Origin of the sequence: Mameliella sp. LZ-28, from assembly GCF_012274245.1 — a bacterium.
Taxonomy (GTDB): Bacteria; Pseudomonadota; Alphaproteobacteria; order Rhodobacterales; family Rhodobacteraceae; genus Antarctobacter; species Antarctobacter albus.
The window spans coordinates 141,187-156,284 of the sequence record NZ_JAANYX010000034.1 but is presented as its reverse complement, the minus strand read 5'-3'; the positions used below and the strand labels follow the sequence as shown (position 1 = coordinate 156,284).

15 protein-coding genes are annotated in these 15,098 nt (G+C 63.9%); 10 read left to right on the top strand and 5 right to left on the bottom strand.

Annotated features, from left to right (window positions below; translation table 11 throughout):
• The first annotated feature begins 4 nt into the window (after window positions 1–4).
• A complete protein-coding gene (locus G9Q80_RS20860; protein ID WP_088715249.1) occupies window positions 5–784 on the top strand; it encodes a succinate dehydrogenase iron-sulfur subunit in 780 nt (259 codons plus the stop codon).
• Window positions 785–967: 183 nt separating this feature from the next.
• The gene (locus G9Q80_RS28505) at window positions 968–1,099 is read left to right on the top strand and encodes a hypothetical protein (RefSeq protein WP_261394597.1); all 132 of its coding nucleotides are present in this window, start codon (window positions 968–970) and stop codon (window positions 1,097–1,099) included.
• A gap of 159 nt (window positions 1,100–1,258) precedes the next feature.
• On the opposite strand, the gene G9Q80_RS20855 is transcribed toward G9Q80_RS28505, so the two are convergent.
• On the bottom strand, window positions 1,259–2,422 hold the full coding sequence (locus G9Q80_RS20855; RefSeq protein WP_088715345.1) for a type III PLP-dependent enzyme: 1,164 nt from the start codon (window positions 2,420–2,422) through the stop codon (window positions 1,259–1,261).
• Window positions 2,423–2,748: 326 nt separating this feature from the next.
• Here G9Q80_RS20855 and G9Q80_RS20850 point away from each other — a divergent pair, with 326 nt between their 5' ends.
• Window positions 2,749–2,952, top strand: a complete 204-nt coding sequence (locus tag G9Q80_RS20850; protein ID WP_088715250.1) for a hypothetical protein — start codon at window positions 2,749–2,751, stop codon at window positions 2,950–2,952.
• A 57-nt stretch (window positions 2,953–3,009) separates the two neighbouring features.
• Entirely contained in the window at window positions 3,010–3,858 is an 849-nt protein-coding gene (locus G9Q80_RS20845) for an urea carboxylase-associated family protein (RefSeq protein ID WP_088715346.1), read from the top strand.
• A 113-nt stretch (window positions 3,859–3,971) separates the two neighbouring features.
• Here the strand turns inward: G9Q80_RS20845 and deoD are convergent, their stop codons facing one another.
• The 3 genes from deoD to G9Q80_RS20830 all read right to left on the bottom strand — a co-directional run bounded on the left by deoD (window position 3,972) and on the right by G9Q80_RS20830 (window position 7,219).
• Window positions 3,972–4,676 (bottom strand): purine-nucleoside phosphorylase, encoded by a 705-nt coding sequence (deoD, locus tag G9Q80_RS20840; protein WP_088715251.1) that lies wholly within the window; start codon window positions 4,674–4,676, stop codon window positions 3,972–3,974.
• A 1-nt stretch (window position 4,677) separates the two neighbouring features.
• Window positions 4,678–4,986, bottom strand: a complete 309-nt coding sequence (locus G9Q80_RS20835) for an H-NS histone family protein (RefSeq protein WP_043136375.1) — start codon at window positions 4,984–4,986, stop codon at window positions 4,678–4,680.
• A gap of 259 nt (window positions 4,987–5,245) precedes the next feature.
• Window positions 5,246–7,219 carry a protein meaA gene (locus tag G9Q80_RS20830; protein ID WP_088715252.1) on the bottom strand — a complete coding sequence of 658 codons (1,974 nt, stop codon included), beginning with the start codon at window positions 7,217–7,219 and terminating at the stop codon, window positions 5,246–5,248.
• Window positions 7,220–7,515: 296 nt separating this feature from the next.
• Here G9Q80_RS20830 and G9Q80_RS20825 point away from each other — a divergent pair, with 296 nt between their 5' ends.
• The 6 genes from G9Q80_RS20825 to G9Q80_RS20800 all read left to right on the top strand — a co-directional run bounded on the left by G9Q80_RS20825 (window position 7,516) and on the right by G9Q80_RS20800 (window position 13,933).
• A complete protein-coding gene (locus G9Q80_RS20825) occupies window positions 7,516–8,859 on the top strand; it encodes a 1-acyl-sn-glycerol-3-phosphate acyltransferase (RefSeq protein WP_088715253.1) in 1,344 nt (447 codons plus the stop codon).
• 234 nt (window positions 8,860–9,093) lie between these two features.
• Window positions 9,094–10,380, top strand: a complete 1,287-nt coding sequence (gene ccrA, locus G9Q80_RS20820; protein ID WP_043136379.1) for a crotonyl-CoA carboxylase/reductase — start codon at window positions 9,094–9,096, stop codon at window positions 10,378–10,380.
• Between the two features lie 216 nt (window positions 10,381–10,596).
• On the top strand, window positions 10,597–10,806 hold the full coding sequence (locus tag G9Q80_RS20815; RefSeq protein WP_088715254.1) for a hypothetical protein: 210 nt from the start codon (window positions 10,597–10,599) through the stop codon (window positions 10,804–10,806).
• Window positions 10,736–11,473, top strand: a complete 738-nt coding sequence (locus G9Q80_RS20810; RefSeq protein WP_074621181.1) for a helix-turn-helix transcriptional regulator — start codon at window positions 10,736–10,738, stop codon at window positions 11,471–11,473. The genes G9Q80_RS20815 and G9Q80_RS20810 overlap by 71 nt, the downstream gene beginning before the upstream one ends.
• A 113-nt stretch (window positions 11,474–11,586) precedes the next feature.
• Window positions 11,587–12,228, top strand: coding sequence for an acyl-homoserine-lactone synthase (locus tag G9Q80_RS20805; RefSeq protein ID WP_043136380.1), 642 nt, complete (start codon window positions 11,587–11,589; stop codon window positions 12,226–12,228).
• Window positions 12,229–12,397: 169 nt separating this feature from the next.
• Window positions 12,398–13,933, top strand: a complete 1,536-nt coding sequence (locus tag G9Q80_RS20800; RefSeq protein WP_088715255.1) for an ATP-dependent DNA helicase — start codon at window positions 12,398–12,400, stop codon at window positions 13,931–13,933.
• Between the two features lie 145 nt (window positions 13,934–14,078).
• Here the strand turns inward: G9Q80_RS20800 and G9Q80_RS20795 are convergent, their stop codons facing one another.
• Complete coding sequence (locus G9Q80_RS20795) at window positions 14,079–15,098, bottom strand: NADP-dependent oxidoreductase (RefSeq protein WP_088715256.1); 1,020 nt, start codon at window positions 15,096–15,098, stop codon at window positions 14,079–14,081.

Here is a 15,098-nt window from a genome sequence, read left to right as displayed (position 1 = left end):
GGACATGGTACAGTTCACTCTGCCCAAAAACTCCAAGATCCGTGTTGGCAAGACCTGGCCCAAGCCCGAGGGCGCCAAGAACGTCCGCAAGTTCCAGATCTACCGCTGGAACCCCGATGACGGAAAGAACCCGCAGGTCGATACCTATTTCCTCGACATGGACGCCTGCGGCCCGATGGTCCTGGACGCGCTGATCAAGATCAAGAACGAGGTCGACCCGACGCTGACCTTCCGCCGCTCCTGCCGCGAGGGGATCTGCGGGTCCTGCGCGATGAACATCGACGGGATCAACACGCTGGCCTGCATCTACGGCCTGGATGAGATTTCGGGTGACGTGAAGATCTACCCGCTGCCGCACATGCCCGTGGTCAAGGACCTGATCCCCGACCTGACCCATTTCTACGCACAGCATGCCTCGATCATGCCCTGGCTGGAAACCAAAACCAACCGCCCGGCGAAAGAGTGGAAACAGTCCATCGAGGACCGCAAGAAGCTCGACGGGCTGTATGAATGCGTGATGTGCGCGTCCTGCTCGACCTCCTGCCCGTCGTACTGGTGGAACGGCGACCGCTACCTCGGACCGGCGGCCCTGCTGCACGCTTACCGCTGGATCATCGACAGCCGCGACGAGGCCACCGGCGAGCGCCTGGACCAGCTCGAAGACCCCTTCAAGCTGTACCGCTGCCACACGATCATGAACTGCGCCAAGACCTGCCCCAAGGGGTTGAACCCGGCGCTGGCGATTGCCGAGATCAAGAAGATGATGGTCGATCGCGCGGTCTGATCCGCCTCCCATCGCAAGAGTTTGCCCCGGTTGCCCGCGCAGCCGGGGTTTTTCCTTGCTTGACGCAACTTCCCTTGCAGCGGGCGCAATCCAACCTTGCGACCTTGGCTGAGGTCATCGTCGGCGACCGCGACTATGTAGCGGGGCAGGGAGGGGATTTGTCGAACCCGAAAGGCAACCCCGATGCAAGAGCAGCAGAAAACCAGCGCCCAACGTGCCCTCGAAGCCCTCGACCAGGCCTGGGCCTACTTCACGCCCGAAAAACGTGTCGAGAGCAAGGCTCCGGTCTACGAGGACCTGCCGCTGGCCGCTTGACCCCGCGTGACCGGGGATCCTCCCCATCACCCGGATGCCCAAACGCCCGACCGTCAGGCCGGGCGTTTCGCGTTTTAGGATGCGGTTCAGCCACCAATAACGCCCGGCTTTTCGACCGGGCGCGTCAGTGCCTACCTTTGGTGGGGGTGCCCCGCCGTGTCAGATCACCACCACGTCCAGCGGCGGGAACCCGTTGAACCCGATCGACGCATAGGTCGAGGTATAGGCGCCGCAATTGCGGATCACGATCCGGTCGCCTGCCGCCAGGCCGACGGGCAGTTGCACCGGTTGCCTTTCATAAAGAACGTCTGCGCTGTCGCAGCTTGGACCCGCCAGGATGCAGGAACCCATCGGCTCGAAATCCTTGTCGGTCACGAACTGGTAGCGGATCGCCTCGTCCATCGTCTCGGCCAGACCCGAGAACTTGCCGATGTCCAGGTAGACCCAGCGGTGCAGGTCGTTCTCGGTCTTGCGCGACACCAGCAGCACCTCGGCGGCAATCGCACCGCATTCCGCCACCAACCCGCGGCCGGGCTCTGCCATGATCCGCGGCACATCGCCGAAACGCGCGCGCACCAGCCTCATGACCTCACCCGCATAGGCCTCGGGACCCTGCACCGACTGGCCGTAATAGGCCGGGAAGCCGCCGCCGATGTTCAGCAGGTCCAGTTCGAAACCGGCCTCCTGCGCCGCGTGCCAGACCTTTGCGACTTCGTCGAGGACTGGCGCCCACATCGCGGCCCGTCGGGTCTGCGACCCGACGTGGAAGGACAGGCCCACCGGACGCAGGCCAAGCATGACCGCGCGGCCCATCAGGTCCAGCGCCATTTCCGGTGCGCAGCCGAACTTCCGCGACAGCGGCCAGTCGGCTTCGGTCGCCATGACGAGAAGGCGGATGTAGACCTGCGCGCCGGGGGCATTGCGCGCGATCTTGACCAGCTCTTCCTCGGCATCCGCGGCAAAGAGATCGACGCCCGCCTCAAAGGCCCAGGCGATATCCGCCGGGCGCTTCACGGTGTTGCCAAAGCTGATCTCATGCGGCTCTGCACCGGCGGCAAGGCACATCTCGATCTCGGGGCGGCTGGCCGCGTCGAAACGCGATCCGGCGGCCACGAGCGTCGACAGGATTTCCGGCGCCGGGTTTGCCTTGACGGCGTAGTGGATGCGCGCGCGACCCAGGCCCTGTGCCAGGGCTGCGTACTGACGGGCGACCACTTCGGTGTCCAGGACCAGCGTCGGACGGTCGAAACGATGTGCGAGGATGTGGCGCTCGGCACGGGACAGAGTATCGCGGGCGGACAGCCCGGCGGCAAAAGCGTTCATGGTCATCTCCAATCAGACCCGGCCATTCCGGTTTCCCGGCGCAGACCGCTCAGTTCCAAGGGAGACGTTACCGTCGCTACGTAACCGCGTGGGTGCTGTTGCCCACCTCGACAGAGGTGCGTGCGTTGGCGTCTATGGCCGCGCATATGGGGCAGGGGCTCGAGTCGATCAAGACATAAATTCGGCTCGGACTCATTTTTTCCGGTCGGGGAGACAGCGGGCCGCGCGTTGCATTATTCGGACCTTTCCGGCGGGGCTTCGACGTTGGCAGACGGCTTGGGAGGGGCGGGCTTTTCGCCCGCCCGTCCTGCGGTTACACGGAGGCCATGTTCGTCGTCGTCGGCCTCATCATCGCCTTTGTCCTGATCGCGGTCTTTTCCAATCGCGCCACGCGGTATTGTCGCTGGCGCGAACGGCGCGGCGCCGAGGGCAGCACATGGAGCTGCATCCATTGCGGGGCGCAGGTGCAGGGCCTGCGGGGCGTGCCGCCGAAAGACTGCCACAGGGACCGGGCGCCGCCCCGGGGCTGAACGCGCTTGCCAATCCGGCTTCCCGCGTCTTCACTCCGCCCCGAAAGGAACCATATGATGACCCAGCCCCCCGCCGATGCCCAGGCCCGCCGTGCCATCCCCCCGGTGATCTGCTATCCCACGGAAACCCTGCCGCAGCCTGACCTTCCGCTCTACCGCGCCGCACTGTCCGGCGCGGAGGTCACGGACACCACCCTGGCCCCGCCCCGCGACGCCTGCAGCTTTTCCGTTCCTGCCGGGCATTTCTTCCGCATCAGTTCGGTCGATGGGCCCCAGGTCGGGGACCTGAACCTCTGGAACGCCCATGACCTGACCGAGCGTTTCTACTCCGGCAAGACCCGCGCCCTGCACGGCACCCATGTCACCACCGGCGACCGGCTCTGGTCCAGCTTTCCCACGCTGCGCCCGCTTGCCACCGTGGTCGAGGACAGCCTTGACTGGTACGGCATCGACGCATTCGGCGGCTCGGTCCATGACGTGATCGGCACCCGCTGCGATCCCTACACCGGCAACCTGTTGTCGGGCACACAGTACCACCACTGTTGCCACTCCAACCTGACCCGCGCGCTGGCCGAGGCCCGGGATCTGCCGCTGCACGAGGCAGAGCGCCACGTCCACGACGTTCTCAACGTCTTCATGTGCACCGGGTTCACCCGCGACACCGGGCAATATTTCATGAAGGCCAGCCCGGTCCGCCCCGGCGATCATCTGACCTTCTTCGCCGAGATCGACCTCCTGGGCGCGCTCAGCGCCTGCCCGGGCGGGGACTGCTCGTCAGAGCACAGCTCCGATGCAGCCGCCTGTTACCCGCTCAAGGTCGAGGTTCTGACGCCTGCGGCGGGCGCATTGGGCGATTGGCAGAGCCCGCAGGTCAACGGCTATGACCGCACACATGGCACGGACTGACCGGCTGCCTGTTTCTTTGGGCTGAAAATACCTCGGGGAGCGCGAGGGGCTGGCCCCTCGCATTTCCTTTTGGTCATCCGCGCCGGGCAGGGCGGGGTCCCCCCGCCAAGCCCTCATGCAAAGGCGGCTTCCAGCGCGATTTCCACCATCTCGCCAAACGAGCTTTCGCGTTCGTCCGACGACAGGGCCGCGCCCGTCGGCAGGTGGTCCGAGACCGTCAGTACCGCCAACGCCCGCGCCCCGAACCGCGCGGCCACCGTGTATAGTTCCGCCGCCTCCATCTCGACCGCCAGGATGCCGTGGCGCACCATCTGGTCGTTCAGGTCCTGACGCTCGTCGTAGAACACGTCCGAGGAATAGATCCCGCCGACATGGGTCGTGACTCCATGTCCGCGCGCCGCCGCAACCGCCCGTTCCAGCAATCCGAAATCCGCGCAGGGCGCGAAATTCAATTCCCGGAAAAAGCCACTGGATGGAGTCGAAAGCGTGGTCGAAGTCATAGCGATCACGATATCGCGCAGCCCGACATGATTCTGCATCCCGCCACATGACCCGATGCGGATCAGCGTTTTCGCGCCGTAGTCGCGGATCAGTTCATTGGCATAGATCGACAGGCTGGGCATTCCCATGCCCGATCCTTGTATCGTGACCCGGTGTCCTTGCCATGTGCCGGTGAATCCCGACATGCCGCGGACATCGTTTATGCAGGTGGCGTTTTGCAGAAAGTTTTCCGCCGCCCATTTCGCGCGGCGGGGGTCTCCCGGCATCAGTACCGTTTCCGCGATGTCTCCGGGCGCGGCCCCGATATGGATCGTCATCTCAAAGTGCGAGATCGTCGAGCGTCTTGCCTTCTTCGAGCGCCGCGATCACCCAGTTGGGTTTGCGGCCACGGCCCGTCCAGGTTTGCGAGGGATCGGCCGGGTTCGCGTATTTCGGCGCGCCCTTGCTGCCTTTGGGTCCGGCATCCAGAACCTCGTCCAGCGAGAAACCGAATTCTTTCGCGGCCTTTTCCGCCGCGCGTTTCGCCTCTGCGCGGCGGCGCGCATCGACCGATTTCAGGGCTTTTTGAGCGTCGGAAATCAATTGCTGAAGTTCATCACGCGAAAGAGCTTCCAGATCGATATCCATGTCATTTCTCCGTTTTTCAAGATTGGCGGGTTCTCCACCCGATTTTGACAGCTTTCAACTGCTATTTTGTGTCAAAATATGGTGAGTCAAGCGCGCGCCGTAGCGTAACGAAATTTCGATATGCCGGGCGGCGGTTTTCTTCCTATTTCGAAAGCTGTCAAAGACCTGACGCGATATGGCGACAGATGTAAATGGAAAAGGCCCCGCCAGTTGCGCGGGGCCTTTTCAAAGGATCATGTCCGATTTTCGGAATATCTGCCTATTCGGCGGCGACAGAGGCCGGATCGACCAGGGTCACGATATCGCGCATGATCGTGTTCAACTCGAAGTCCTTGGGGGTATAGACCTGCGCCACGCCCATGCCTTTCAGGCGCCGGGCGTCCTCGTCGGGAATGATCCCGCCGACGATCACCGGCACATGGCCAAGCCCCTCGGTGCGCATCCGGGTCATCAGGTCCTCGACCAGCGGGATATGGCTGCCCGACAGGATCGACAGGCCGACCACATGCGCGCCGTCCTTGGCGGCCTCGACGATCTGTTCCGGGGTCAGGCGGATGCCTTCATAGTCGATCTCCATGCCGCAGTCGCGGGCGCGAAAGGCGATCTGCTCGGCGCCGTTGGAATGTCCGTCCAGTCCCGGCTTGCCCACAAGGAAGCGCAGCCGCTTGCCCAGCTTGTCGCTGACCGCGTCCACGGCCTCGCGCAGGTCGTCCAGCCCCTCGGTCTTGTTCGACACCGACCGCGACACGCCTGTCGGGCCGCGATACTCGCCAAAGACGCTGCGCATCTGCGCCGCCCATTCCCCCGTTGTGACACCCGCCTTGGCGCAGGCGATCGAGGCCGGCATGACGTTCTCGCCCGCGGCCGCCGCCGCGCGCAGGTCGACCAGGGCGGCCTTGACCGCCGTGTCGTCGCGTTCCGCCCGCCAGGCGTTGAGTCGCCCGATCTGGTCCTGTTCCACCGCCGGGTCGACGGTCATGATGCCGCCGTCCTCGTCCATCAGGGGGCTGGGTTCGCCCTGCTGGAACTTGTTGACCCCCACGACCGTGGTCTCGCCGCGCTCGATCCGGTTCAGGCGTTCGGCGTTACTGTCGACCAGGCGGCCCTTCATGTATTCGATCGCCTCGACGGCGCCGCCCATGCCGTCGATCAGGGACAGCTCGTGCCGCGCGCCCTCTTTGAGCGCCTCGACCTTGGCATCCACCGCCGGGTTGCCGTCAAAGAGGTCGTCGAACTCCAGCAGGTCGGTTTCATAGGCCATGATCTGCTGCATCCGCATCGACCATTGCTGATCCCAGGGGCGGGGCAGGCCAAGCGCCTCGTTCCAGGCCGGCAGCTGCACTGCGCGGGCACGGGCCTTTTTCGACAGGGTGACGGCCAGCATCTCGATCAGGATGCGGTAGACGTTGTTTTCCGGCTGCTGCTCGGTCAGGCCAAGGCTGTTGACCTGCACGCCATAGCGGAACCGGCGGTATTTCGGGTCTTCAACGCCATAGCGCGTGGCGCAGATCTCGTCCCAGAGGTCGACGAAGGCGCGCATCTTGCACATCTCGGTCACGAAACGGATGCCCGCGTTCACGAAAAAGCTGATCCGCCCGACCAGCCGGGGGAAATCCTCTGCGGGGACGCGGGTCTTCAGCTCGTCCAGAACCGCCGTGGCCGTGGCCAGCGCAAAGGCCAGTTCCTGCTCAGGTGTCGCCCCCGCCTCTTGCAGGTGGTAGGAACAGACGTTCATCGGGTTCCACTTGGGCACGTTGGTATAGCAGTATTCAGCCACGTCTCCGATCAGCTTCAGGCTGGGTTTTGGCGGGCAGATGTAGGTGCCGCGGCTCAGGTATTCCTTGATCAGGTCGTTCTGCACCGTGCCCTGCAGCTTGGACACATCCGCGCCCTGTTCCTCGGCCACCGCGATGTAAAGCGACAGGAGCCAGGGTGCCGTCGCGTTGATCGTCATCGAGGTGTTCATCTGTTCCAGCGGGATCTCGTCGAACAGCGTGCGCATGTCGCCCAGGTGGCAGACCGGCACGCCCACCTTGCCCACTTCGCCCTTGGCCAGAATGTGATCGCTGTCATAACCCGTCTGCGTCGGCAGGTCGAAAGCCACGGAAAGCCCGGTCTGCCCCTTGGCAAGATTGTTGCGGTATAGCGCGTTCGAGGCCTGTGCCGTGGAGTGGCCCGCATAGGTGCGGATCAACCAGGGCTTGTCGCGGGGCGGCATCTGGGTCTCGGTCATCGGGGCCTCCGTGGCGTGAATCGTTGTTCGCAATCTTGTTGCGTCCGGATTGGGATACGCGAAAGATTATGTCGCTGTCAATTCGCCGCGTCGCAGCGCGAGCAGATGCAGCATAGGCGAGGTGCCGGGGCGCGGGAAAGCACGTTGGTCGCGCAGGCCCTGCCTTGCCGGAGGCCGGAAGGGGCGGGCTGACGGGTTTTGTACAAAATGCTGGAAACGGCGTACGTTTTGTACAAAACGTACAAAGCTCCGGTCGGGCTTGTCGCGGGCCTCATGGCCTGCAAAAGTCCCTCGGAATGACCGCACCCGTCACCCTTCCGCTCTGGCTGTTCGCCCTGATCTTCGCCTTTGCCGCGGTGAGTTTCGCGACCCATTTCCTGTTCCCCTCCGTGCGCTGGTTCCTGCGCAGACGGCTGGAAAAGGCCGTGGCGCGGCTGAACGAACGGCTGGAACGGCCCATCGAACCCTTCCGCCTTTTGCGTCGCTATGACCTGATCCAGCGCCTGCTCTATCACCCGGAGGTGACGCAGGCGATTGTCGAGTACGCCGCCAAGAACGGGGTGCGCGAAGACGTGGCCTTTGAAAAGGCCCGCCGCTATGCCCGTGAAATCGTTCCGTCCTTTTCGGCCTTCACCTATTTCGGGCTGGGCCTGCGCGGGGCGCGCTGGCTGTCGAACACGCTGTACCGCGTGCGTCTGGGCCACCACGAGGCCGACGCCCTGAGCACGATCGACCCCGAGGCGACGGTGATTTTCGTCATGAATCACCGCTCGAACATGGACTATGTCCTGGTCACCCACCTTGCGGCCAACCGGTCGGCCCTGTCCTACGCGGTGGGAGAGTGGGCGCAGGTTTGGCCATTGTCGCAACTGATCCGCGCGATGGGGGCCTATTTCATCCGGCGCAAATCGCGCGACGCGCTCTATCGCAAGGTCTTGCGGCGCTATGTGCAGATGGCCACAAGCGGTGGGGTTACGCAGGCCATTTTCCCGGAAGGCGGGCTAAGTCTCGACGGTGCTCTGGCCGAGCCGAAGGTCGGCTTACTGTCCTATATCCTCGACGATCTCGACCTTGCCGCGCGGGACGTGGTTTTTGTTCCCGTGGGTCTGAACTATGACCGGGTGCTCGAGGACAAGGTCCTGACGAAAGCCGGTCAAAGCGGGACGCGGCGTTTCGATGCCTCTGTCAGTCGCGTGATCCGGGGGGTGTTCCACCAGTTCTGGCTGCGTATGACGGGGCGCTTCCACCGCTTTGGCTATGCGGCGGTCAGCTTTGGTGCGCCGCTGTCGCTGAGGGCCAATGTTCCGCTGGCGGGGGACGCGACGGACCTCGCGCGCGACCTGATGTCCCGGATCGCCCGCATCGTCCCTGTGCTGCCGGTGCCACTGGTCGCCTACCTGCTGATGCGGGGTCCGCAAAGCCGTGCGGATCTGGCAGCGGCCTTTTCCGCCGCGCTCGATGCGCTGCCGGATGCGCATGTCCACCTGCCGCGCAACAGCAGGGACTATGCCGTCGAAGTGGGCCTGCGAGCCCTGATCGAACGCGGCATCGTGCACGAGCAGGATGGCCGTCTTGCCATCGTCCCCGACCAGGCCGCGCTGGCCAACTATTACGCACGTTCCATCGAACACCTGTTCTAATCCGATCTCATGCCATCCTCTTTTGGCTGCTCGCAGGTTCTGGCCTGCGGGTTCTGCAGGCGTGTCATGCTGCAGGCGCATTGGGATTTCTGCAGTTGCTGGGTCATAAAATTACAAAATCTGGACAAATGATGTTGCAATGTTGCGCAGCGACGAATATTCCAAGGGTCAGCCCCGCGATTCTGCGCCGCAGAACCGGTCCGAACATCAACACTGGCTTAACAGGAGGCCGTCATGGCTCTGGACACGCAAACAGGCATCGCCCAGTACGATGCACCGGAAAAAGACCTCTACGAAGTCGGCGAAATGCCCCCGATGGGCTACGTCCCCAAGAAGATGTACGCTTGGGCGATCCGCCGTGACCGTCATGGCGATCCGGAGCAGAGCTTTCAGCAGGAAGTGGTCGACGTCTGGGACATCGACAGCCACGAGGTGCTGGTTCTCGTCATGGCCGCCGGCGTCAACTACAACGGCGTCTGGGCCGGCAAGGGCGTTCCGATCTCTCCCTTCGACGTGCATGGCCAGGACTTCCACGTTGCGGGCTCCGACGCCTCGGGCATCGTCTGGAAAGTCGGTGACAAGGTGAAGAACTGGAAAGTGGGCGACGAGGTTGTCATCCACTGCAACCAGGACGACGGCGACGACGAGGAATGCAACGGCGGCGACCCGATGTTCTCGCCCAGCCAGCGGATCTGGGGCTACGAGACCGGCGACGGGTCATTCGCTCAGTTCACCAAGGTGCAGGCCCAGCAGCTGATGCCGCGCCCCAAGCACCTGACCTGGGAAGAAAGCGCCTGCTACACGCTGACGCTGGCCACTGCCTACCGGATGCTCTTCGGCCACCACCCGCATGAGCTCAAGCCCGGCCAGAACGTCCTGGTCTGGGGCGCATCGGGCGGTCTCGGCTCCTACGCGATCCAGCTGGCGAACACCGCCGGTGCCAATGCGATCGGCGTGATCTCGGACGAGAGCAAGCGCCAGTTCGTGATGGACCAGGGCGCCAAGGGCGTCATCAACCGCAAGGACTTCAACTGCTGGGGCCAGCTGCCCACGGTCAACACGCCGGAATACAATGCGTGGCTGAAAGAGGCGCGCAAGTTCGGCAAGGCGATCTGGGACATCACCGGCAAGGGTGTGAGCGTCGACATGGTCTTTGAACACCCCGGCGAGGCGACCTTCCCGGTCTCCACCCTGGTGGTCAAGAAGGGCGGCATCGTGGTGATCTGTGCCGGTACGTCGGGCTATAACTGTACCTTTGACGTGCGCTACATGTGGATGCATCAGAAGCGCCTGCAGGGCTCGCACTTCGCCAACCTCAAGCAGGCCGCCTCGGCCAACCGCCTGATGATCGAGCGCCGTCTTGATCCCTGCATGTCCGAGGTTTTCCCCTGGAACGAGATCCCGGCCGCGCACACCAAGATGATGAACAACGAGCACAAGCCCGGCAACATGTCGGTCCTGGTGCAGGCGCCCAAGACCGGGCTGCGCACGCTCGAGGACTGCCTGGACGCGCGCAAGTAAGAATCTCATCGGTCTGACAGACCTTCCGACGCCCGCGAATCGCCCCCCGGCATCGCGGGCGTTTTACGTTTCCGACTGGCCCTCAACGCTTTCAGTCACTTGGCGCGAGGCCCCCTCGCTATTTCTGGGGAGTTAGATTCCGTGAATTTTGCGCTCTCCCGGCGCATGCTAGAGTTGTCTTAATGAAGCGTTAACCATCTATGCACGAGGCTGATCATGGGACATGACTGGATTTTGGACGTTCTCACCGACCTGAAAACATTCGCACGCGCCAACGGCATGCCGTCGCTGGCCGCGCAACTGGATGATGCCGCATTCGTGGCACAGGCGGAGATCACGTCCCAGGCCGAGGGTAATGGCATTGGGCTTTTTGTCGGGAAACGCACCGCGACTGGACGGGCTGATCGAGCGGCTCGAGTCCGCTGAAGGACTCGAGGATCTGCAGATCCTCATAGAGGAACTGCGCGACAGGTACGGGGTCGATCACATTGTCTATCATTGGGTCAACAGCAATGGCGAACAATACGGGTGCGGGACATATGACCTGGAATGGGTCAACCGCTACCTCGATAAGGGCTATCTGCGTGTCGATCCGGTGGTGGCAGGGTGTTACCAGAGATTCCACCCGGTCGACTGGAAGCGGCTGGACTGGTCCAGCAAGGCGGCGCGAGCCCTCATGCAGGATGCCATCGCCTATGGAATCGGCAACCAGGGCTATTCGATTCCGCTGCGCGGACCGAACGGCCAGTTCGCCCTGTTCTCTCTCTCGCACAATTGCAGCGACGAAGAATGGGAGGACTTCACGATAAGCAACCGGCGCGACCTGATCCTGGTGGCGCATTACTTCAACCAGAAGGCACTGGAATTCGAACCGGGACGCACACCTGACCCAGCTCAGCCCTTGTCCCCGCGCGAGATCGAAGCCATGACCCTCCTCGCCGTGGGCTATAGCCGGGCGCAAGCCGCTGATACCCTTTCGATTTCAGAGCATACCCTTCGGGTCTACGTCGAAAGCGCCCGCCATAAACTGGGTGCGCTGAACACCACTCACGCGGTCGCCCGGGCGCTCAGCCGGGGGGTGATCGTGGTCTGAGGACGCGCTTTGGTAAAGCGTGCGTTCTAGCAGCGCGCGCTCAGGTTGAATCCCGTTAACTATTCCAGCGGCAATCTTTCCCCATCGAATACACATTCCGAGGGGAAAACGAAATGATCCGCTACATCTACGGCACCGACCTGCACAAGTTCCCGAAGCTGGCCGAAACCATGTTCCGCGACCGCGCGGACCAGTTCAAGACGCGCCTGGGCTGGGAAGTCAGCGTCGACGAAGAGACCGGTTACGAGCGTGACGAATACGATGACGAGAACCCGCTTTACGTCATTTGGGAAAACGCCGACGGCACGCATGGCGGCTCCATGCGCCTGTTGCCTACCACGGGCCGCACGATGGTGAACGATCACTTCGTCCACCTGACCGACGGCGTGCGGATCCAGTCGCCTCTAATCTGGGAGTGCACCCGCTTTTGCCTGTCCCGAGGTGCGACACCGGGTGTCGCGGCGGCCCTGATGCTGGCTGGCGGCGAGGTCATGCAGGAATTCGGTGTGGAACATTACGTCGGCGTTTTCGATGCCCGCATGGTGCGGATCTATCGCCGCATCGGGTCCTCTCCCGAGGTTCTGGGCAGCCAGGGCCAGGGCCGCGAACAGATCAGTGTCGGCCTGTGGGAGTTCACGCCCGAGGGCCAGGCCCAGGTGTCGAAGAGCGCGGGCATCACGCCGGAAATGTCCAAGCGCTGGTTCGCGCTGTCCTTTGGTCAGATCGTCCAGCCCAAGGAACTTGCGGCCGCCTGAGAGCGACCGGACAGGGCAGCCGACAGGCGCGCGTGGGCAGACGCCCGCGCGCGCTTTTTCTTGTCCGGACGGTGAGTGCGGCTGGGAAGCGCGGCCCCATAAGTTTTCACCGGGAAGATGTGGCAAAGGGTTCTGGTGGCCGCGCTTGGCGCGGGATAGGGTGCGCCGCATGACAGTTCCCGCTCTTGTATTTTCCGATGATCAGGCCGCCGCCTATGACAGCGTGACCGAGCTTTTGCGCGGCGCGGGCGTTGATCTTGAAGAGGGGCTGTGCCTGCCCGCGCAGGAAGGCCGGTCGCGCGTCATGGCACTGATGGGAAAGGCGGGTAGCGGCAAGACATTGCTTCTGGCCGAACTGGTCAAGGCACTGGAAGCGGTTGGGGTTGAGACCGTTTCTGGCGACTACGAAAGCCGCCGTGCCCGCGAGAAACGGACGCTGGCCGTGCTGGCGCCGACGAACAAGGCAGCCAGCGTGTTGCGGATGCGCGGCGTGCCCGCGACCACAATTCATCGCATCATCTATACCCCGGTCTATGACCCCGAATATGAACGCGTCGCCGAATGGCTGATGGGCAACGAGGACGAACGGCCCGAGATCGAGGGGCTGGCCGATATCGCCCTGGATCGGGCGCTTGCCGTCTACGAACAGCACAAGTCGATCCCGGCGGCGCTGGCGGCGGCGGGGCTGCGCGGCAGCGATTTCATCACCGGCTGGAAGCGACGGGAAGAACCGCTGGACATCGGTTTTGTCGACGAATCCTCGATGCTGGACGAACGACAGTTCGATGACCTCTGCGAGATCTTTCCCAACCTCGTCCTCTTTGGCGATCCCGCACAGCTGGCACCCGTAAACCAGTCGGGCAAGATGGTCTTCGACGGGTTGAAGGACAGCCAGAAACGCGAGCTGCACCGCATCCACCGGCAGGAGGCGGACAACCCGATCCTGGACCTCGCCCATGCCCTGGCGGACCCGGCACTGGGGTTCGAAGACTTCGAGCGCATGATCGAAGAGGCCGCCCGCAAGGATGATCGCGTGGTCTTCGCCAACCGGGTCGAGGTGGACCTGATGGCGCGTTCGCCGGTGCTGGTCTGGCGCAATGCCACTCGGATTCGGCTGATCAATGCGTTTCGCCGGGTGCATGACGCACCCGAGGACAGCCTTCTGCCCGGAGAGCCGCTGATTTGCGACGGGATCGAGCTGCCGCTGAAACATCGGCGCAAGCGGCTGGACCTGGAGGCGCGGGGGCTGATCAAGGGTGCCCAGGTGATCTATCTCGGCCCGGGCAAAAAGCCGGGGTTCTCGCGGTTGCACGTCGTGGGCGCGATCGAGCCGCAGGTTTCGGCCGCTTCGATCGTCAAGATCGAGAAGCCCGAGGAGGAAGAGCCCTTCATTCCCTTCGCGGCGCGGATGGGGGCCACCTTTCTGCATGGTGCTGCGGTCACAATCCACAAGGCCCAGGGCTCGCAGTGGGAGGAGGTGCAGGTCTTTGCGCCGGATCTCTACGCGGCGGCGCGGACCGGTCGGAACGAAGCCGGGCAACCGCTGTGGAAGCGGCTGGCCTATGTGGCGATCACCCGCGCGCAATCGCGGCTTTACTGGGTTGTGCGCAATAGGCTGTCACGCCCGTCTGGGGCGTTGCGTGTCGATGACCTGAGCGCGCCGGCGGCCCCGCTGGAACTGACGGCGGAAGATCCGGCACTCTGACAGGTCGAAAACCCGAAGGTGTCGCCGGGCCGGGACTGTTTGCGGCTGTGCCGCAAAGGCGCCCGCCCGCCGACCCGTGTGAACAGGCTCCGCCTGTTTTCGCCATGCCGCACCCCTGTGCAAGGGCCGGACGCCGGGATGCAGATCAGGCCAGTTGCACGATCTGCTTGCCGGTATTGCCGCCCGTCAGCATCGAGATGAAGGCCGCCGGCGCGTTTTCCAACCCCTGCGCCACGTCCTCGAGAAAGCTGATGTCGCCGGCGGCGACCCTGGGTGTCATTTCCTCCAGGAACGCCGGATAGCCGTCCCAATGGTCGAAGATGATGAACCCGTTGACCGAGAGGCGCTTGACCAGGATCGATCGCCAGACCTTTGGCAACCGGTCCTCTGTGCCGTCGGCGCCGCCGTACCAGGCGATTGTGCCGCAGATCGGGATACGGCCATGCGTGTTCATCAGCGGCATGACCGCCTCCAGCACCTTGCCGCCGGTATTCTCCCAGTAGATGTCGATGCCATCCGGGGCCTCGGCGGCAATCGCCTCGCGCAGGGCGCTGGCGCCGACGCAGGCGCGGTGGTCGATGGCGGCGTCGAAGCCGAAGCGTTCCGTCGCCAGCCGGCATTTCTCGGCCCCGCCCGCGATGGCGACGGTCCGCAGGCCTGCGGCCTTGGCCAACTGGCCGACCAGTGAGCCGACCGGCCCGGTCGCGGCGGCGACGGCCAGGGTTTCGCCTGCCTTTGGACGACCGAAGTCCCGCAGGCCCGTCCAGGCGGTGAAGCCCGGCATGCCGAGAACGCCAAGCGCCGTGGTGGGCGGCAGGCGGTCGTCGAGCTTGCGCAGCCCCTGTGCGGGAACGACCGCGTGGCTGGCCCAGCCGGTCATGCCCGTCACCAGATCGCCTTCGTCGAAGGCATCGTCGCGCGAGGCAATGACGCGGCCAACGCCCTGTCCGACCATCGTGCCGTCTAAGTCGACCGAGGCGGCATAGCTGCCCGCATCGTCCATCCGTCCCCGCATGTAGGGGTCAAGCGACAGGTGTGTGACCTCGACAAGCACCTCGCCAGCGCCCGGGGCCGGCATCGGCGCCTCTTTCAGCGCAAAATCTTCGGGCACGGGCAGGCCGGACGGGCGGCGGGCGAGGGCGATGCGGCGCATCTGGCTGGACAT